Origin of the sequence: Variovorax sp. MHTC-1, assembly GCF_003984645.1 — a bacterium.
Classification (GTDB): Bacteria; Pseudomonadota; Gammaproteobacteria; order Burkholderiales; family Burkholderiaceae_C; genus Variovorax.
This window is the reverse complement of record NZ_RWKI01000007.1, coordinates 179,424-197,055: the sequence shown is the minus strand read 5'-3', so window position 1 is coordinate 197,055 and position 17,632 is coordinate 179,424. Positions and strand designations below refer to the sequence as shown.

General features: G+C 65.2%; 15 protein-coding genes. 3 read left to right on the top strand and 12 right to left on the bottom strand.

Annotation, left to right across the window (positions count from 1 at the left end):
- Nucleotides 1-34: 34 nt before the first annotated feature.
- The 6 genes from hscB to uvrB all read right to left on the bottom strand — a co-directional run bounded on the left by hscB (nt 35) and on the right by uvrB (nt 5,646).
- Nucleotides 35-553 (bottom strand): Fe-S protein assembly co-chaperone HscB, encoded by a 519-nt coding sequence (gene hscB, locus EJI01_RS14585; RefSeq protein WP_126837867.1) that lies wholly within the window; start codon nt 551-553, stop codon nt 35-37.
- A gap of 147 nt (nt 554-700) precedes the next feature.
- Nucleotides 701-1,024 carry an iron-sulfur cluster assembly protein IscA gene (gene iscA / locus EJI01_RS14580; protein ID WP_026346233.1) on the bottom strand — a complete coding sequence of 108 codons (324 nt, stop codon included), beginning with the start codon at nt 1,022-1,024 and terminating at the stop codon, nt 701-703.
- A gap of 1 nt (nt 1,025) precedes the next feature.
- On the bottom strand, nt 1,026-1,439 hold the full coding sequence (gene iscU, locus EJI01_RS14575) for a Fe-S cluster assembly scaffold IscU (RefSeq protein ID WP_126837866.1): 414 nt from the start codon (nt 1,437-1,439) through the stop codon (nt 1,026-1,028).
- A 20-nt stretch (nt 1,440-1,459) separates the two neighbouring features.
- Nucleotides 1,460-2,680: an IscS subfamily cysteine desulfurase gene (locus EJI01_RS14570; RefSeq protein ID WP_126837865.1), complete on the bottom strand. Its 1,221-nt coding sequence runs from the start codon at nt 2,678-2,680 to the stop codon at nt 1,460-1,462.
- A gap of 78 nt (nt 2,681-2,758) precedes the next feature.
- Nucleotides 2,759-3,295, bottom strand: coding sequence for a Fe-S cluster assembly transcriptional regulator IscR (gene iscR / locus EJI01_RS14565; RefSeq protein ID WP_126837864.1), 537 nt, complete (start codon nt 3,293-3,295; stop codon nt 2,759-2,761).
- A gap of 218 nt (nt 3,296-3,513) precedes the next feature.
- Complete coding sequence (gene uvrB, locus EJI01_RS14560) at nt 3,514-5,646, bottom strand: excinuclease ABC subunit UvrB (protein WP_126837863.1); 2,133 nt, start codon at nt 5,644-5,646, stop codon at nt 3,514-3,516.
- Between the two features lie 109 nt (nt 5,647-5,755).
- On the opposite strand from uvrB, the gene EJI01_RS14555 reads away from it, so the two are divergent.
- From EJI01_RS14555 to EJI01_RS14545, 3 genes are all read left to right on the top strand, one after another.
- The gene (locus tag EJI01_RS14555) at nt 5,756-6,952 is read left to right on the top strand and encodes an amino acid aminotransferase (RefSeq protein WP_126837862.1); all 1,197 of its coding nucleotides are present in this window, start codon (nt 5,756-5,758) and stop codon (nt 6,950-6,952) included.
- A 96-nt stretch (nt 6,953-7,048) separates the two neighbouring features.
- A complete protein-coding gene (locus tag EJI01_RS14550) occupies nt 7,049-8,437 on the top strand; it encodes a polyhydroxyalkanoate depolymerase (protein WP_126837861.1) in 1,389 nt (462 codons plus the stop codon).
- Between the two features lie 13 nt (nt 8,438-8,450).
- Nucleotides 8,451-9,071 (top strand): RnfABCDGE type electron transport complex subunit B, encoded by a 621-nt coding sequence (locus EJI01_RS14545; protein WP_126837860.1) that lies wholly within the window; start codon nt 8,451-8,453, stop codon nt 9,069-9,071.
- A gap of 38 nt (nt 9,072-9,109) precedes the next feature.
- On the opposite strand, the gene EJI01_RS14540 is transcribed toward EJI01_RS14545, so the two are convergent.
- From EJI01_RS14540 to scpA, 6 genes are all read right to left on the bottom strand, one after another.
- A complete protein-coding gene (locus tag EJI01_RS14540) occupies nt 9,110-9,577 on the bottom strand; it encodes a VOC family protein (protein WP_126837859.1) in 468 nt (155 codons plus the stop codon).
- On the bottom strand, nt 9,574-10,602 hold the full coding sequence (gene bioB / locus EJI01_RS14535; RefSeq protein ID WP_126837972.1) for a biotin synthase BioB: 1,029 nt from the start codon (nt 10,600-10,602) through the stop codon (nt 9,574-9,576). The genes EJI01_RS14540 and bioB overlap by 4 nt, the downstream gene beginning before the upstream one ends.
- Entirely contained in the window at nt 10,602-12,659 is a 2,058-nt protein-coding gene (locus EJI01_RS14530) for an acetyl/propionyl/methylcrotonyl-CoA carboxylase subunit alpha (protein ID WP_126837858.1), read from the bottom strand. The genes bioB and EJI01_RS14530 overlap by 1 nt, the downstream gene beginning before the upstream one ends.
- A gap of 132 nt (nt 12,660-12,791) precedes the next feature.
- Nucleotides 12,792-14,324: an acyl-CoA carboxylase subunit beta gene (locus tag EJI01_RS14525; RefSeq protein WP_126837857.1), complete on the bottom strand. Its 1,533-nt coding sequence runs from the start codon at nt 14,322-14,324 to the stop codon at nt 12,792-12,794.
- Entirely contained in the window at nt 14,321-15,409 is a 1,089-nt protein-coding gene (gene meaB / locus EJI01_RS14520) for a methylmalonyl Co-A mutase-associated GTPase MeaB (RefSeq protein WP_126837856.1), read from the bottom strand. The genes EJI01_RS14525 and meaB overlap by 4 nt, the downstream gene beginning before the upstream one ends.
- A 2-nt stretch (nt 15,410-15,411) precedes the next feature.
- The gene (gene scpA / locus EJI01_RS14515; protein WP_126837855.1) at nt 15,412-17,571 is read right to left on the bottom strand and encodes a methylmalonyl-CoA mutase; all 2,160 of its coding nucleotides are present in this window, start codon (nt 17,569-17,571) and stop codon (nt 15,412-15,414) included.
- Between the last annotated feature and the right edge of the window lie 61 nt (nt 17,572-17,632).

The window sequence follows — 17,632 nt, the reverse complement described above, 5'->3', positions numbered from 1 at the left end:
CACGAAGTGATGAGCGTGGGGGCAAGTCATCCCGCTATTGTCCCCACTGCTCGGACTTGGCTTCGATATCTTCGGCAAAGCGCTCTATGAACATGAGGGCTCTCACCTGTCGTGCAGCGCCGGGGTAATCGCCCTTCTCGTCGATCAGCCACTCGAGTGACGAAAGCGCACGCGCGCGGCCAGCCTCGACCTCTGCGCGTAGCTTGTCGAGCGCGGCGGCGTCGCGCGCGTCATCGAGCTCCTCGCGCCATTCCATCTGCTGATGGAGGAAATCCGAAGGCATCGCCGTATTGTTCTCGGCATCGATGGGGGAGCCGTTCAGCGCGCACAAATAGCTCGCCCGCTTGATCGGGTCCTTGAGCCGCTGATAGGCCTCGTTGATGCGCACCGACCACTGCATCGCGACACGCTGGGCCGCAGCGCCCTGGGCCGCGAAGCGATCGGGGTGCGCCTCGCGCTGCAATTCCTTCCAGCGCGCGTCCAGCGCGGCACGGTCCTGCGTAAAGCGGGCAGGCACGGCAAAAAGTTCGAAGTCGGTGTCGTTCAGATTCATCAGGCAGTCCGCCGGGCCGCCCCTAGGACGGCCTGCGCCCCCCCGGGGGCAGAGAGGGCACGTAGTGCCGAACGTGGGGGCATTTGCTCATTGAAAAGCCGCCAGCACATGACATGCTGGCGGCTCGGAGGCGAAGCCGATCGGCAATCAGATACGGAAGCTTTCGCCGCAGCCGCAGCGGTCGCGTTCGTTCGGGTTGTTGAACTTGAAGCCCTCGTTGAGGCCCTCCCGCACGAAATCCAGCTGCGTGCCGTCGATGTAGGCCAGGCTCTTGGGGTCGACCAGCACTTTCACGCCATGGTCTTCGAACACCACGTCTTCGGGCGCCAGTTCATCCACGTACTCGAGCTTGTAGGCTAGGCCCGAGCAACCCGTGGTCTTGACACCCAGCCGCACGCCCACGCCCTTGCCTCGCTTCCCGAGGTAGCGGGTGACGTGGCGCGCAGCAGCTTCGGTCAGGGTCACAGCCATGTCAGTGAACGGCTTCCGTGCTTGCCACGGCAACGCCGTGCTTAGCCTTGTAGTCGCTGACGGCCGCCTTGATCGCGTCTTCCGCGAGGATCGAGCAATGGATCTTGACCGGCGGCAGCGCCAGTTCTTCGGCGATCTGCGCGTTCTTCAGCGCGGCCGCTTCGTCGAGCGTCTTGCCCTTGACCCATTCGGTCACGAGGGAAGAGGACGCGATCGCCGAGCCGCAACCGTAGGTCTTGAAGCGTGCATCTTCGATCACGCCGGTTTCGGGGTTGACCTTGATCTGCAGCTTCATGACGTCGCCGCACGCCGGTGCGCCGACCATGCCCGTGCCCACCGAGTCGTCGCCCTTCTCGAAGGAACCGACGTTGCGGGGGTTTTCATAGTGGTCAATGACCTTGGATGAATATGCCATGGTGTACCTCTCAATCTTGGTTAATGCGCCGACCACTGGATCGTGCTGATGTCGATGCCGTCTTGGAACATCTCCCACAGGGGGCTCAGCTCGCGGAGCTTGGCGACGTTGTGCTTGATGGTCGAGATCGCGTAGTCGATTTCTTCAGCGGTCGTGAAACGGCCGATCGTCATGCGCAGGCTGCTGTGCGCAAGCTCGTCGCTGCGGCCGAGCGCGCGCAGCACATAGCTGGGCTCCAGGCTGGCCGACGTGCAGGCCGAGCCGCTCGACACCGCCAGGCCCTTGATGCCCATGATCAGCGACTCGCCCTCGACATAGTTGAAGCTCATGTTGAGGTTGTGCGGCACGCGGTGTTCGAGGTCGCCGTTGATGAAGACCTGCTCGACGTCCTTCAGGCCGTTGAGCAGACGCTGCTGCAAGGCACGCGCCTTGGCAATGTCTTCCTTCATCTCGAGCTTGGCGAGGCGGAAAGCCTCGCCCATGCCGACGATCTGGTGGGTGGGCAAAGTGCCCGAGCGCATGCCGCGCTCATGACCGCCGCCGTGCATCTGGGCTTCCAGCCGCACGCGCGGCTTGCGGCGCACGTACAGCGCGCCGATGCCCTTGGGGCCGTAGGTCTTGTGCGAAGCCAGGCTCATGAGGTCGATCGGCAGGTTCTTGACGTCGATTTCGACCTTGCCGGTGGCCTGCGCCGCGTCGACGTGGAAGATCACGCCCTTTTCGCGGCAGATGTTGCCGAGCGTCACCACGTCCTGGATCACGCCGATTTCGTTGTTCACGAACATCACGCTCGCGAGGATGGTGTCGGGACGAATCGCGGCCTTGAAGACCTCGAGATCGAGCAGGCCATTCTCCTGAACGTCCAGGTAGCTCACGTCGAAGCCCTGGCGCTCGAGTTCGCGCATGGTGTCGAGCACGGCCTTGTGCTCGGTCTTGACCGTGATCAGGTGCTTGCCCTTGCCCTTGTAGAAGTGCGCCGCGCCCTTGAGCGCGAGGTTGTTCGACTCGGTGGCGCCCGAAGTCCAGACGATTTCGCGCGGGTCGGCGCCGATCAGGTCCGCCACGTCGGCACGCGCCTTCTCGACGGCTTCTTCCGCTTCCCAACCCCAGGCATGACTGCGCGACGCCGGGTTGCCGAAATGCTCGCGCAACCAGGGAATCATCGCGTCGACGACGCGCGGATCGACTGGCGTCGTCGCGCCGTAGTCGAGATAGATCGGGAAATGGGGAGTGACGTCCATAGCTGGCTCAGGCTGGCGGGTTTATCTTGTCGAAACGGGGTCAAAGCGGATCGAGCGGGCGCCGTGAGGCGCCCCGGATCACGACTTGGCGAAGGCGTTGCCGAGTGCGAACACCGAATTCGGGGCGTTGACCCGGATCGGCTTGACCACCGGCTGGCTCGAAATCGCGCGCTTGACCGCCGGCTTGTTCTCGATCTGCACGCCCTTGGCGAGTTGGTCGTCCACCAGCTTCTGCAGGGTGACGGAATCGAGGAACTCGACCATGCGCTGGTTCAGCGAGGCCCACAGCTCATGCGTCATGCAACGACCGGCCTCACCCAGGCAGTTTTCCTTGCCGCCGCACTGCGTGGCATCGATGGGTTCGTCGACAGAAACAATGATGTCGGCCACGGTGATGTCCGCTGCCTTGCGGCCGAGCGAGTAGCCGCCGCCCGGGCCACGAGTCGATTCGACCAACTCATGGCGGCGCAGCTTGCCGAACAGCTGTTCAAGGTAGGAAAGGGAGATTTGCTGCCGCTGGCTGATCGCGGCCAGCGTGACGGGACCGGTGTTCTGGCGCAGTGCCAGATCGATCATGGCTGTGACCGCAAAACGGCCTTTGGTAGTGAGACGCATCGCAAGCTCCTTTGAGTGCTTACCGTTGAAATGACACCGCGGCTGTCGTGGGCTTCGGTGACGCCGTCTCCGCCCTTCCCGACCCACTTTCCGCTGGTGATCCAGTCGGTAGGAGCCGGTTCTTCATCGCGAAGTTCGTTTTCTTGAGTATTTCGCTCAAGTATAGCAGAAGGCCCTCCGGCTTGCTCGGGTAAACCCGATTGAAAGCTCGGACAGCGTTAAGCGCCCGCGTCGTCCGCGGCCGGTATGGCGATGTTGTCCTTGCCGGGTGCCCCGAAAGCCTGCTCGCGCAGCAACGCCAGCTGGTCGCGCACCCGGGCGGCTTTCTCGAACTCGAGGTTGCGCGCATGTTCCAGCATGAGCTTTTCCAGCCGCTTGATCTCGCGCGCTACGTCCTTTTCGGACATGTCCTCGACCTTCGCGCGCTCGAGATCGCGCTTGGCGGCTTCCTTGGTCGATTTTTCGCTGTAGACGCCGTCGATCAGGTCGCGCACCTGTTTCACGATGCTGCGCGGCGTGATGCCGTGGGCTTCATTGTGGGCGATCTGCCGCGCGCGCCGCCGCTCGGTCTCGCCGATGGCTTTGACCATCGAGTCGGTCATGCGGTCGGCATAGAGGATGGCCTTGCCGTTCAGATTGCGCGCCGCCCGGCCGATGGTCTGGATCAGCGAACGCTCGGCACGCAGAAAGCCTTCCTTGTCGGCATCGAGGATCGCCACCAACGACACCTCGGGAATATCGAGGCCCTCGCGCAGCAGGTTGATGCCGACCAACACGTCGAAGGTCCCGAGACGCAGATCGCGCAGGATCTCGACGCGCTCCACCGTGTCGATGTCGCTGTGCAGGTAGCGCACCTTGACGCCGTTGTCGCCCAAGTAGTCGGTCAACTGCTCGGCCATGCGCTTGGTCAGCGTCGTGATCAGCACGCGCTCGTTCTTGTCGACGCGCAGGCGGATTTCCTGCAGCACATCGTCCACCTGGTGAGTGGCGGGTCGGACTTCGACCTCGGGGTCGATCAGTCCGGTCGGCCGCACCAGTTGCTCGACCACGTTGCCGGCATTGTCCTTCTCGTACTGCGCCGGCGTGGCGGAGACGAAGATGCACTGTCGCATGCGGGTTTCGAACTCGTCGAACTTGAGCGGCCGGTTATCGAGCGCCGAAGGCAGCCGGAAGCCGTACTCGACCAGCGTCGTCTTGCGCGCACGATCGCCGTTGTACATGCCGCCCAGCTGGCCGATCATCTGGTGGCTCTCGTCGAGGAACATCAGCGCGTCCTTCGGCAGATAGTCGGTCAGCGTCGCGGGCGGCTCGCCCGGCGCGGCGCCGGAAAGGTGCCGCGTGTAGTTCTCGATGCCCTTGCAATGGCCGATCTCGGCCAGCATTTCAAGATCGAAGCGCGTGCGCTGCTCGAGCCGCTGCGCCTCGACCAGCTTGCCCTGGCTCACGAATTCCTTGAGCCGCGCGTCGAGCTCGAGCTTGATGGTCTCGACCGCGCTCAGCACCTTGTCGCGCGGCGTCACGTAGTGGCTCGACGGATACACCGTGAAGCGGGGGATCTTCTGCCGGATGCGCCCCGTGAGCGGGTCGAAAAGCTGCAGCGTCTCGATCTCGTCGTCGAAGAGCTCGATGCGAATCGCCAGCTCGCTGTGCTCGGCCGGGAATACGTCGATGGTGTCGCCGCGCACGCGGAAGGAGCCGCGTGAAAAATCCTGCTCGTTGCGCGTGTACTGCATGCGGATCAGCCGTCCGATCACGTCGCGCTGGCCGATCTTATCGCCGGTGCGCATGATGAAGCGCATCTGCGTGTAATCCTCGGGCGTGCCGATGCCGTAGATCGCGCTCACCGTGGCCACGATCACGGTGTCGCGCCGCTCCAGCACGCTCTTGGTGGCCGACAGCCGCATCTGCTCGATGTGCTCGTTGATCGAGCTGTCCTTCTCAATGAACAGATCGCGCTGCGGCACATAGGCCTCAGGCTGGTAGTAGTCGTAGTAGCTCACGAAGTACTCGACCGCGTTCTTCGGGAAGAATTCGCGGAACTCGCTGTAGAGCTGCGCCGCCAGCGTCTTGTTGGGGGCGAACACGATGGCCGGCCGGCCCAGCCGGGCGATCACGTTGGCCATGGTGAAGGTCTTGCCCGAGCCGGTGACGCCGAGCAGGGTCTGGAACACCTCGCCGTCCTGCACGCCCTCGACCAGGCCGGCAATCGCGTCCGGCTGGTCGCCCGCAGGCGGATAAGGCTGGTAAAGCTCGAAGGGCGAACCGGGGAACTTGATGAATTCGCCCTGCTTCGCAGGACCGACGGGGTCGGCGTGTTGCGGCTCGGGAATGACTTCGGTGGCTTCTGGCATGGCGTGGACCCTGGGAGTTGGCGGCGCGGCCGGTAAAATTCAAGGCAACCGGAAAGCTTAAACGCTGATCCGGCGTTCCGTGCATCGATCACCCCCCAAAGGACTTTCCATGTCAATGTTCACCGCCGTCGAGATGGCGCCGCGCGACCCGATCCTGGGCCTCAACGAGCAATTCGCCGCCGACAGCAATCCCAACAAGGTCAATCTCGGCGTCGGCGTCTACTACGACGACAACGGCAAGCTGCCCCTGCTGCAGTGCGTGCAGGCGGTCGAACAAAGCATGACCAAGACACCCACGGCGCGTGGCTACCTGCCGATCGACGGCATCGCGGCGTACGACAACGCAGTGAAGGGCCTGGTGTTCGGCGCCGACAGCGAGCCGGTGAATTCCGGCCGCGTCGCGACCATTCAGGGCCTGGGCGGAACCGGTGGCCTCAAGGTCGGCGCCGACTTCCTCAAGAAGCTCAACCCCAATGCCAAGGTGCTGATCAGCGACCCGAGCTGGGAAAACCACCGCGCGCTGTTCACCAACGCCGGCTTCCCGGTCGAAAGCTATCCCTACTACGACGCCGCCAAGCGCGGCATCGACTTCGACGGCATGCTGAGCGCGCTGAACGCCGCGCCGGCCGGCACCATCGTCGTATTGCACGCCTGCTGCCACAACCCGACCGGCTACGACATCACGCCGGCCCAGTGGGACCGGGTGGTCGAGGCCGTCAAGTCGAGGAAGCTTGTGGCCTTCCTCGACATGGCCTACCAGGGCTTCGGCTACGGCATCCAGGAAGACGGCGCTGCCATCGGCAAGTTCGTCGCTGCCGGCCTGGATTTCTTCGTCTCGACCTCCTTCTCCAAGAGCTTCAGCCTCTATGGCGAACGCGTCGGCGCTCTCTCGGTGCTGTGCGAGAGCAAGGAAGAGGCCGCGCGCGTGCTGAGCCAGCTCAAGATCGCGATCCGCACCAACTACAGCAACCCGCCGACGCACGGCGGCGCCGTGGTCGCGACTGTGCTCGGCACGCCGGAGCTGCGTGCGCTGTGGGAAAAGGAGCTCGGCGAGATGCGCGTGCGCATCAAGGCGATGCGCCAGAAGCTGGTCGACGGCCTCAAGGCTGCCGGCGTCAAGCAAGACATGAGCTTCATCACCGCCCAGATCGGCATGTTCAGCTATTCGGGCCTCAGCAAGGACCAGATGGTGCGCCTGCGCGAAGAGTTCGGCGTCTACGGCACCGACACCGGCCGCATGTGCGTGGCCGCGCTCAACAGCAAGAACATCGACTACGTCTGCCAGAGTATCGCCAAGGTCATCTGATACGAATTGGCCAGACCAATTGGGTGTTTGTGCCTAGCACTTTTGGTCTGCGCCGCTGATATATTGCATCGCAACATCTCCTAACACGCAGACCTCATGCTGTACCAACTCTACGAAGCACAACGCTCCCTGATGGAGCCGTTCGCCGACTTCGCGCAGGCTGCCTCCAAGCTCTACGGCCAAGGCGCCGTCTTCGGCCAGACGCCGCTTTCGCAGCGCATGGCTGCCGGCTACGACCTCCTCTACCGCTTGGGCAAGGACTACGAGAAGCCCGAGTTCGACATCAAGACCGTGAAGGTCGACGGCGACGATGTGGTGATCCAGGAAGTCATCGAGATCGAGAAGCCGTTCTGCCAGCTGCGGCGCTTTAAGCGCTTCACCGACGAGCCGCACACCCTGCAGACGCTCAAGAGCCAGCCCGTGGTGCTGATCGTGGCGCCGTTGTCTGGGCACTACGCAACGCTCTTGCGCGACACCGTGCGCACCTTGCTGCAGGACCACAAGGTCTACATCACCGACTGGGTCAACGCCCGCCTTGTCCCGCTGTCCGAAGGCGAATTCCACCTCGACGACTACATCAACTACGTCCAGGAGTTCATCCGGCACCTGGAGGCCGAGTACGGCCACTGCCACGTGATCAGCGTCTGCCAGCCCACGGTGCCGGTACTGGCCGCGGTGTCGCTGATGGCCAGCCGCGGCGAAAAGGTTCCGCTGTCGCTGACCATGATGGGCGGCCCCATCGATGCCCGCAAGTCGCCCACCGCCGTCAACAACCTGGCGATGAACAAGAGCTACGAGTGGTTCGAGAACAACGTGATCTATCGGGTGCCGCAGGGCTTTCCGGGCGTCGGCCGCCGCGTGTACCCTGGCTTTCTGCAGCACACCGGCTTCGTCGCGATGAATCCGGATCGCCATGCAACCAGCCACTACGACTATTTCAAGGACCTGATCAAAGGCGACGACGCGAGCGCCGAAGCGCACCGCAAGTTCTACGACGAGTACAACGCCGTGCTCGACATGGATGCGGACTACTACCTCGACACCATCCGGACCGTGTTCCAGAAGTTCGAGCTCGTCAACGGCACCTGGGAAGTGAAGAACCCCGAAGGCGTGCTCGAGCGCGTACGACCGCAGGACATCCATTCGACCGGCCTCCTGACCATCGAAGGCGAACTGGACGACATCTCGGGCTCCGGCCAGACCCGCGCCGCGCACGACTTGTGCACCGGCATCACGCCGGATCACCAGCAGCACTACGAAGTCAAGGACGCCGGCCACTACGGCATCTTCAGCGGCCGCCGCTGGCGCGAACGGGTCTACCCCGAGGTGAAGGCCTTCATCGCCGCGCACGACAAGCCGCAAAAGCGCGTCGGTCGCTCCATCGTGACGGCCGAAGACACGGTCAAGGCCGCTGCGGCGGCCAAGCGCCCTACCGTGGCGCGCAAGTCCGCACCGGCGCGGCGGACGCGCGGCGCTGCGCGTTGACGACCGCGGGGCCGTGAACGCGCTGGCCGCACGCATCCTCGACGCACTGCCCCAGACGCAGTGCACGCGCTGCGGCTATCCCGATTGCGCGGGGTACGCACAAGCCATCGCAGACGGCGGTGCCGGCATCCACCAATGCCCGCCGGGCGGCGCTGAAGGCGTGGCGCGCCTGTCGCAACTCACCGCCCAGCCGGTGCGGCCGATCGACCCGCAGTTCGGCAGCGAGGGCCCCCGCGCCCTGGCCGTGATCGACGAAGCCTGGTGCATCGGCTGCACGCTGTGCCTCGATGCCTGCCCGACCGATGCGATCCTCGGCATCCACAAGCGCATGCACACCGTGATCGAAGCGCATTGCACAGGCTGCGAACTCTGCATTCCGGTCTGCCCGGTCGATTGCATATCGCTTGAAGTGGCGACGCCTGGCAAGAGCGGCTGGCAAGCCTGGTCGCAGGCGCAGGCCGATCAGGCACGCAAGCGCTATGAGGCGCACGGCAAGCGGCGCGAGAAGCGTGACGAACCCAGGGTCGCCAAAGCGCCCGAAGCGGCGCCGGACCGCAAGCGTGCCGTGATCGAAGCCGCCCTGGCACGCGCGCGCGCGACGGCCGCAACGCGCGCCGACGGCAAGAAAACCTGATCCACTACACCCTGCTGCCCTGCCTCGGCGTTCGTGGGTCAGAGGGCCGAAAAAGCCTCTACCACTTCCGGCGGCGCCTGCACGAGTTCGATCAGTACGCCTTCGCCTGCGATCGGGAACTCCTCGTTGCCCTTGGGATGCAGAAAGCAGATGTCGAAACCGGCGGCGCCCTTGCGGATGCCGCCCGGCGCGAAGCGCACGCCCTGGGCACCGAGCCATCCGACGGCGGCCGGAAGATCGTCGATCCACAGGCCCACGTGGTTCAGCGGCGTGGCATGGACGGCCGGCTTCTTCTCGGGATCGAGCGGCTGCATCAGATCGACCTCGATCTTGAAGGGGCCGCTGCCGATGGCGCAGATGTCCTCGTCGACGTTCTCGCGCTCGCTCTTGAAGGTGCCGGTCACTTCGAGGCCGAGCATTTCGACCCAGAGCTTTTGCAGGCGTGTCTTGTCGGGTCCGCCGATCGCGATCTGCTGGATGCCGAGCACCTTGAAAGGACGGTTCATGCACATGCTCCTTGTTCGCTGGTCCGCCGCGCCTCGAGCCCCAGCTTGCGCAGCAGCTGCACGTCGGCTTCCACGTCCGGGTTGCCGGTCACCAGCAGCTTGTCGCCATAGAAGATCGAGTTGGCGCCGGCCAGGAAGCACAGCGCCTGCACGGCCTCGCCCAGTTGCTGCCGGCCGGCCGACAGCCGCACGCGGGCCTTGGGCATCGTGATGCGGGCCGCGGCGATCATGCGCACGAAATCCAACGGATCGATCGGGTCCGCATCGGCCAGCGGCGTGCCAGGCACGCGCACCAGGCTGTTGATCGGCACCGACTCGGGGTAGGGGTCGAGGTTGGCCAGCTGCGCGATCAGCCCCGCACGGTGCACCGCCGTCTCGCCCATGCCGACGATGCCCCCGCAGCACACGCTGATACCGGCGGCGCGCACATGGCCCAGCGTGTCGAGCCGGTCCTGGTAGGTGCGCGTGTCGACGATGTCACCGTAGTACTCGGGCGCCGTGTCGAGGTTGTGGTTGTAGTAGTCCAGACCCGCGGCCTTGAGCTGCTTCGCATGCTGCGGCTCGAGCATGCCCAGCGTGGCGCAGGTCTGCAGGCCCAGGCCCTTGACTGCTTCCACCAGCACCGCCACCTTCTCGACGTCTCGGTCCTTGGGCGCGCGCCAGGCCGCGCCCATGCAAAAGCGCGTGGCGCCGGCGTCCTTGGCGGCCTGCGCGGCGCGCACGACCTCGTCGACCTCCATCAGCTTCTGCGCCTTCACGCCGGTGTCGAACTCGGCCGATTGCGGGCAATAGCCGCAGTTCTCGGGACAGCCGCCGGTCTTGACCGACAGCAGCGTCGCCAGCTCGATGTCGCCCTCGGGGAAGTTCGCACGATGCACGGTCTGCGCCTCGAACAGAAGGTCGTTGAAGGGCTTGTCGAGCAAGGCCTGCACGGCCTCGACCGGCCACGGGCCGCGCACCGTCGGCCTGGCGGCCGGCCGATGAAGCATGACGGACTTCGCCGCCGAAAGATCGCTGGCACCCATCATGCAAACTCCAGAATCACCTGATCGACCGCGAGCGATTCGCCCTTGGCCGCCGAGATGCTGCCGACCACACCGTCCTGCGTGGCGAAGAGCACGTTCTCCATCTTCATGGCTTCGATCACCGCGAGCTTCTCGCCGGCCTGCACCTGCTGGCCCGGCTGCACCGAGACCTCGACCAGGAGACCCGGCATCGGCGACATCAGGTACTTGCTGAGATCCGGCGGCGCCTTGTAGGGCATGAGCTTCAACAAGCGCGAACCGAGCGGCGAGAGCACCAACGCCTCGATCTGCGTGCCGTTGTGCGCAACGCGCAGCGCCAGCGGATTCTTGCCGGCGCCGCGCTCGACCTGCGCGGTGAACGCGCGGCTGTTGACCGTGCCCTCGACACGGACGCTGCCGAGCGGCGCCTGGCTGTCGATCTTGTAGCTGTGGGCGCCCACCGCGACCGCACTGGAGCCGGTCCGCCCCTGGAAATCGGTGACGGTGACGGGCGTGTGCGCATGCTGCCCCGCGGCGTCTAGCACGACGACCACGAACTGCTCGCCCACTTTCACGCCGTGCCCCTCGAGCTGCCCGCTGATGCCCGAGGCGCGCGCGCGGTAGCGCCGGTGCATGTAGGCTGCCAGCGCGAGCAGGAAATCCGGATCGTCATGCGGCACGTCCTCGGCATGGAAACCCTTGCCGTAGTGCTCGGCGATGAAGCCGGTGTTGAACTCGCCGCTCACGAACTTGGGATGCGCGAGCAGCGCGGCCTGGAACGGGATGTTGCTGCTGATGCCGCGGATCACGAAGCCGTTGAGCGCCTCGCGCATCAGCGCGATCGCATGGTTGCGGTCGCGCCCGTGCACGATCAGCTTGGCGATCATCGAGTCGTAGAACATCGGGATCTCGCCGCCGTCATAGACGCCGGTGTCGACCCGCACGCCGCCGTAAGCGCTCGAAGCCGGGCGCTCGGCCGCGAACAGGGTTTCCTGCGGCGGCTGGAAGCGCACCAGCCGTCCAGTCGACGGCAGGAAATTGCGGAACGGATCTTCGGCGTTGATGCGGCACTCGATGGCCCAGCCGTTGCGCTGCACCTCTTCCTGCGCCAGCGGCAGCTTCTCGCCCGCGGCCACTCGGATCATGAGCTCGACCAGGTCGAGCCCGGTGATCGCCTCCGTCACCGGATGCTCCACCTGCAGCCGCGTGTTCATCTCGAGGAAGTAGAAGCTCTGGTCCTTGCCGACCACGAACTCCACCGTGCCGGCGCTCTGGTAGTCCACCGCCTTGGCGAGCGCCACGGCCTGCTCGCCCATGGCCTTGCGCGTCGCCTCGCTGATGAAGGGTGACGGCGCCTCCTCGATCACCTTCTGGTGGCGGCGCTGGATCGAGCACTCGCGCTCGTTCAGGTAGATCACGTTGCCGTGCGCGTCGCCAAGCACCTGGATTTCGATATGGCGCGGCTCCTCCACGAACTTCTCGATGAACACTCGGTCGTCGCCGAAGCTGTTGCGCGCCTCGTTGCGGCAGGAGGTGAAGCCGTCGAAGGCATCCTTGTCGTCGTGCGCCACACGCAGGCCCTTGCCGCCGCCGCCGGCCGAGGCCTTGATCATCACCGGATAGCCGATTTCGCGCGCAATCTCGACTGCGCGCTCTGCCGTTTCGATCGCATCGTTCCAGCCCGGGATGGTGTTGACCTTGGCCTCGTTCGCGAGCTTCTTCGAGGCGATCTTGTCGCCCATGGCCGCAATCGAGTAGTGCTTGGGTCCGATGAAGACGATGCCCTCTTCCTCGACCTTCTTCGCGAAGCCTTCGTTCTCCGACAGGAAGCCGTAGCCTGGGTGCACGGCTTCGGCGCCCGTCTTCTTGCAGGCGGCGATGATGCGCTCGGCCTGCAGGTAGCTCTCGCGGCTGGGCGAGCCGCCGATGTGCACGGCCTCGTCGGCCAGTTCGACATGGCGCGCGTCCTTGTCGGCGTCCGAATAGACCGCAACGGTCTGGATGCCCATCTTCTTCGCCGTCTTGATGATGCGGCAGGCGATCTCTCCGCGATTGGCGATAAGGATCTTCTTAAACATGGTCGTATCCAGTGAAAGCAATGGCTTTTCGGGGAACACCGCGGAACCGGCTTTGCCGGGCCGCTGGTGTTGCCCCCGGTGAGGGGGTTGGCGTAGCGACACGAAGTGCGCGTAGCCTGTGGGAGAGCCTGTTCACAGAGGAATGTTCCCGTGCTTGCGCCAGGGGTTGTCGAGCTTCTTCTCGCGCAGCATCACCAGGCTGCGGCAGATGCGCTTGCGCGTTTCGCTCGGCAGGATCACGTCGTCGATGTAGCCGCGCGTGCCCGCCACATAGGGATTGGCGAAGCGCGCCTTGTACTCGGCCTCGCGCGCCGCCAGCTTCTCCGGGTCGTTCTTGTCCTCGCGGAAGATGATCTCCACCGCGCCCTTGGCGCCCATCACCGCGATCTCGGCACGCGGCCAGGCGAGGTTGACGTCGCCGCGCAGGTGCTTCGATGACATCACGTCGTAGGCGCCGCCGTAGGCCTTTCGCGTGATCACCGTGATCTTCGGCACCGTGCACTCGGCGTACGCATAGAGCAGCTTCGCGCCGTGCTTGATGATGCCGCCGTACTCCTGGCTGGTGCCGGGCATGAAGCCCGGCACGTCGACGAAGGTGACGACCGGGATGTTGAAAGCATCGCAGAAGCGCACGAAGCGCGCAGCCTTGATCGAGGACTTGATGTCCAGGCACCCGGCCAGCACCAGCGGCTGGTTGGCGACGATGCCGACGCTCTGCCCCTCCATGCGCGCGAAGCCGATCACGATGTTCTTCGCGTAGTCGGGCTGCAGCTCGAAGAACTCGCCGTCGTCGACCACCTTCACGATCAGCTCCTTCATGTCGTAGGGCTTGTTCGGGTTGTCGGGCACCAGCGTGTCGAGCGACAGGTCGGCGCGATCGGCCGGATCGCCGCTCGGGCGCACCGGCGCCTTCTCGCGATTGTTGAGCGGCAGGTAGTTGTAGAGCCGGCGCAGCATCATCAGCGCTTCGACGTCGTTCTCGAAGGCCATGTCGGCCACGCCGCTCTTGGTGGTGTGTGTCGATGCGCCGCCGAGCTCCTCGGCGGTCACGTCCTCGTGTGTCACCGTCTTCACGACATCGGGGCCGGTGACGAACATGTACGAGCTGTCTCGCACCATGAAGATGAAGTCGGTCATGGCCGGGGAATACACTGCGCCGCCCGCGCACGGGCCCATGATCATGCTGATCTGCGGCACCACGCCGGAGGCCATCACGTTGCGCTGGAACACCTCGGCATAGCCGCCCAGTGAGGCCACGCCCTCCTGGATGCGGGCGCCACCCGAGTCGTTGAGGCCGATGACCGGTGCGCCGACCTTCATGGCCTGGTCCATCACCTTGCAGATCTTCTCGGCATGCGCCTCGCTGAGCGCGCCGCCGAAGACGGTGAAGTCCTGGCTGAAGACGAACACCAGCCGGCCGTTGATCATGCCGTAGCCGGTGACCACGCCATCGCCCGGGATCTTGTTGTCGGCCATGCCGAAGTCGCTGGAGCGGTGCTCCACGAACATGTCCCACTCTTCGAAGGTGTTGTCGTCGAGCAGGAGCTCGATGCGCTCGCGCGCCGTCAACTTGCCCTTGGCATGCTGGGCTTCGATGCGCTTCTGGCCACCGCCGAGCCGCGCCTGCGCGCGGCGCTTTTCGAGTTGTTCGAGGATTTCTTTCATGTCGTCCCGTCGGAAGTGTTGAACTGCGCCCGTCCCGCCTGGGCTGCGAGCAGATTGCGTGCGGCAGTCGAGGCCGGCAGCGTGCCGGCCGCGACCTGGGCCAGGGCTTCCGGCAGCAGCTCGCGCACCTGCGGATGCTGGCGGAAGGCCTGCTTGAGTCCCGCGTCGATGCGTTCCCACATCCACGCGAGCGCCTGTTTCTCGCGGCGCGTAGCGAGCTTGCCGTTGGCTGTCTGGAGGGCCTTGAACTGCAGCACCGCGTCCCAGAAGGCATCGACGCCGGTGCCCAGCAGTGCGCTCAGCTGGATCACCTTGGGCAGCCAGAAGCGGATCTCCGCTTCGGGCGATCCCGGCACCGCATGGGCCGCGTGCAGGGCCTGCGCGTGCGCCGGATTGCCGTGGTGGCCGAAGAGCCGCAGCGCCGAAGTGATCTGGGCCTGCGCACGCGTTGCGGCATCCTTGTCGATGTCCGCTTTGTTGATGACGACCAGGTCGGCCAGCTCCATCACGCCCTTCTTGATCGCCTGCAGATCGTCGCCCGCGTTGGGCAGCTGCAGCAGCACGAACATGTCGGTCATGCCCGAGACCGCGGTTTCGCTCTGGCCGACGCCCACGGTCTCGACAATCACGATGTCGTAGCCGGCCGCTTCGCACACCAGCATCGCCTCGCGCGTCTTCTCGGCCACCCCGCCCAGCGTGCCGCTCGAGGGGCTGGGCCGGATGTAGGCGCGCTCATGGACCGACAGCTTTTCCATGCGCGTCTTGTCGCCGAGGATGGAGCCACCCGAGACCGTGGACGAAGGGTCGATCGTGAGCACCGCAACGCGATGGCCCTGGCCGATCAGGTACAGGCCCAGCGTCTCGATGAAGGTCGACTTGCCGACCCCGGGCACGCCCGAGATGCCGAGCCGGAAGGACTTGCCGGTGTGCGGCAGCAGCGCCGTCAGCAGCTCGTCGGCCTGCGCGCGGTGATCGGGGCGCGTGGATTCGAGCAGCGTGATGGCTTTGGCGATGGCGCGGCGCTGCTGCGGGCCGTCTGCCTCAACCAGCGCTTCGGCCGTGACCGGTGTTCGAGCCGCCGGCATGCTCAGGCGGCGACCGCCGCGCGAATCTGTTCCAGGACGTCCTTTGCGCTGGCCGGAATCGGCGTGCCCGGACCATAGATGCCCTTGACACCCGCCTCGTACAGAAAGCCGTAGTCCTGGCGCGGAATCACGCCGCCGACGAACACGATGATGTCGTCGGCGCCCTGCTTCTTCAGCTCCTGGATGATCGCCGGCACCAAAGTCATGTGGCCCGCAGCCAGCGTGCTCACGCCCACCGCATGCACGTCGTTCTCGATCGCCTGGCGCGCGCACTCTTCGGGGGTCTGGAACAGCGGACCCATGTCGACGTCGAAGCCGAGGTCGGCGAAGGCCGTGGCAACGACCTTGGCGCCGCGGTCGTGGCCGTCCTGGCCGAGCTTGGAGATCATCACGCGCGGGCGCCGGCCCTGCTCTTCGGCGAAGGCGGCGATCTCGTGCTGCAGCGCTTCCCAGCCTTCGGCCGAGTCGTAGGCGGCGGCATAGACGCCGGTCACCTTCTGCGTGTCGGCACGGTGCCGGCCATAGGCCTTCTCGAGCGCATCGCTGATCTCGCCGACCGTGGCGCGCAGACGCACCGCCTGGATGCTCAACTCGAGAAGGTTGCCCGTGCCGCTTTCTGCGGCCGCCGTCAACGCATCGAGCGCCGCCTGCACCGCGGCGCCGTCACGCTTCTCGCGAATGGCCTTGAGCCTGGCGATCTGGCCGTCCCGCACCTTGACGTTGTCGATCTGCAGGATGTCGTGCGTGTCTTCGGTCTTGAGCTTGTACTTGTTGACGCCGACGATCACGTCCCGCCCCGAGTCGATGCGGGCCTGCTTGTCGGCAGCGGCCGCCTCGATCTTGAGCTTGGCCCAGCCGCTGTCTACGGCCTTGGTCATGCCGCCCATGGCCTCTACCTCTTCGATGATGGCCCAGGCGGCGTCGGCCATGTCCTGCGTGAGCTTTTCCATCATGTAGCTGCCGGCCCAGGGGTCGATCACGTTCGTGATGTGCGTCTCCTCCTGGATGATGAGCTGCGTGTTGCGCGCGATGCGCGAGCTGAACTCGGTCGGCAGTGCAATGGCCTCGTCGAGCGCGTTGGTGTGCAGGCTCTGCGTGCCGCCGAACACCGCCGCCATCGCTTCGATGGTGGTGCGCACCACGTTGTTGTACGGGTCCTGCTCGGTCAGGCTCCAGCCCGATGTCTGGCAATGGGTGCGCAGCATCAGGCTCTTGGGATTCCTGGGGTTGAACTCCTTCATGATCCGGCACCACAGAAGGCGCGCCGCGCGCATCTTGGCCACCTCGAGGTAGAAGTTCATGCCGATGGCCCAGAAGAAGCTCAGGCGCCCGGCGAAGCCGTCGACGTCCAGGCCCTTGGCCAGCGCGGTCTTCACGTACTCCTTGCCGTCGGCCAGCGTGAAGGCGAGCTCCAAGGCCTGGTTCGCGCCGGCCTCCTGCATGTGATAGCCGCTGATCGAGATCGAGTTGAACTTCGGCATCTTCTGGGCCGTGTACTCGATGATGTCGCCGATGATGCGCATCGAAGGCTCGGGCGGAAAGATGTAGGTGTTGCGGACCATGAACTCCTTGAGGATGTCGTTCTGGATGGTCCCTGAGAGCTGGTCCTGCGCAACGCCCTGCTCCTCGGCCGCCACGATGTAGCCCGCGAGCACCGGCAGCACCGCGCCGTTCATGGTCATGGAGACGCTGACCTTGTCGAGCGGGATCTGGTCGAACAGGATCTTCATGTCCTCCACGCTGTCGATCGCCACGCCGGCCTTGCCGACGTCGCCGGTCACGCGCGGATGGTCGCTGTCATAGCCGCGGTGCGTGGCCAGGTCGAAGGCCACGCTCACGCCCTGCCCGCCCGCGGCCAGCGCCTTGCGATAGAAGGCGTTCGACTCCTCGGCGGTCGAGAAGCCGGCGTACTGCCGGATGGTCCAGGGGCGCACCGCGTACATGGTGGCCTGCGGCCCGCGCAGGTAGGGCTCGAAGCCCGGCAGCGTGTCGGTGTATTTCAACCCGCGCAGGTCGGCGGCGGTGTAGAGCGGCTTGACGGTGATGCCGTCGGGCGTGATCCAGTTCAGCGCGTTCAAGTCTCCGCCCGGCGCAGACTTGGCAGCGGCTTGGGTCCAGGCGTCGAGGTTCGCGGTTTTGAAGTTCGGGTCGGATTTGCTCATGGGCGCCGCTTTGCGAGGTCGTGCAAGTGTCGAGGGAGTGTCCGCGCAGGGACGAGACAGT

Coding starts and splice junctions, on each gene's coding strand:
- iscU (WP_126837866.1), bottom strand. CDS start 1,439: ATGGCATATTCATCCAAGGTCATTGACCACTATGAAAACCCCCGCAAC.
- EJI01_RS14550 (WP_126837861.1), top strand. CDS start 7,049: ATGCTGTACCAACTCTACGAAGCACAACGCTCCCTGATGGAGCCGTTC.
- EJI01_RS14525 (WP_126837857.1), bottom strand. CDS start 14,324: ATGAAAGAAATCCTCGAACAACTCGAAAAGCGCCGCGCGCAGGCGCGG.
- uvrB (WP_126837863.1), bottom strand. CDS start 5,646: ATGCCAGAAGCCACCGAAGTCATTCCCGAGCCGCAACACGCCGACCCC.
- EJI01_RS14570 (WP_126837865.1), bottom strand. CDS start 2,680: ATGGACGTCACTCCCCATTTCCCGATCTATCTCGACTACGGCGCGACG.
- scpA (WP_126837855.1), bottom strand. CDS start 17,571: ATGAGCAAATCCGACCCGAACTTCAAAACCGCGAACCTCGACGCCTGG.
- bioB (WP_126837972.1), bottom strand. CDS start 10,602: ATGGGTGCCAGCGATCTTTCGGCGGCGAAGTCCGTCATGCTTCATCGG.
- iscA (WP_026346233.1), bottom strand. CDS start 1,024: ATGGCTGTGACCCTGACCGAAGCTGCTGCGCGCCACGTCACCCGCTAC.
- meaB (WP_126837856.1), bottom strand. CDS start 15,409: ATGCCGGCGGCTCGAACACCGGTCACGGCCGAAGCGCTGGTTGAGGCA.
- hscB (WP_126837867.1), bottom strand. CDS start 553: ATGAATCTGAACGACACCGACTTCGAACTTTTTGCCGTGCCTGCCCGC.
- EJI01_RS14530 (WP_126837858.1), bottom strand. CDS start 12,659: ATGTTTAAGAAGATCCTTATCGCCAATCGCGGAGAGATCGCCTGCCGC.
- EJI01_RS14540 (WP_126837859.1), bottom strand. CDS start 9,577: ATGAACCGTCCTTTCAAGGTGCTCGGCATCCAGCAGATCGCGATCGGC.
- iscR (WP_126837864.1), bottom strand. CDS start 3,295: ATGCGTCTCACTACCAAAGGCCGTTTTGCGGTCACAGCCATGATCGAT.
- EJI01_RS14555 (WP_126837862.1), top strand. CDS start 5,756: ATGTCAATGTTCACCGCCGTCGAGATGGCGCCGCGCGACCCGATCCTG.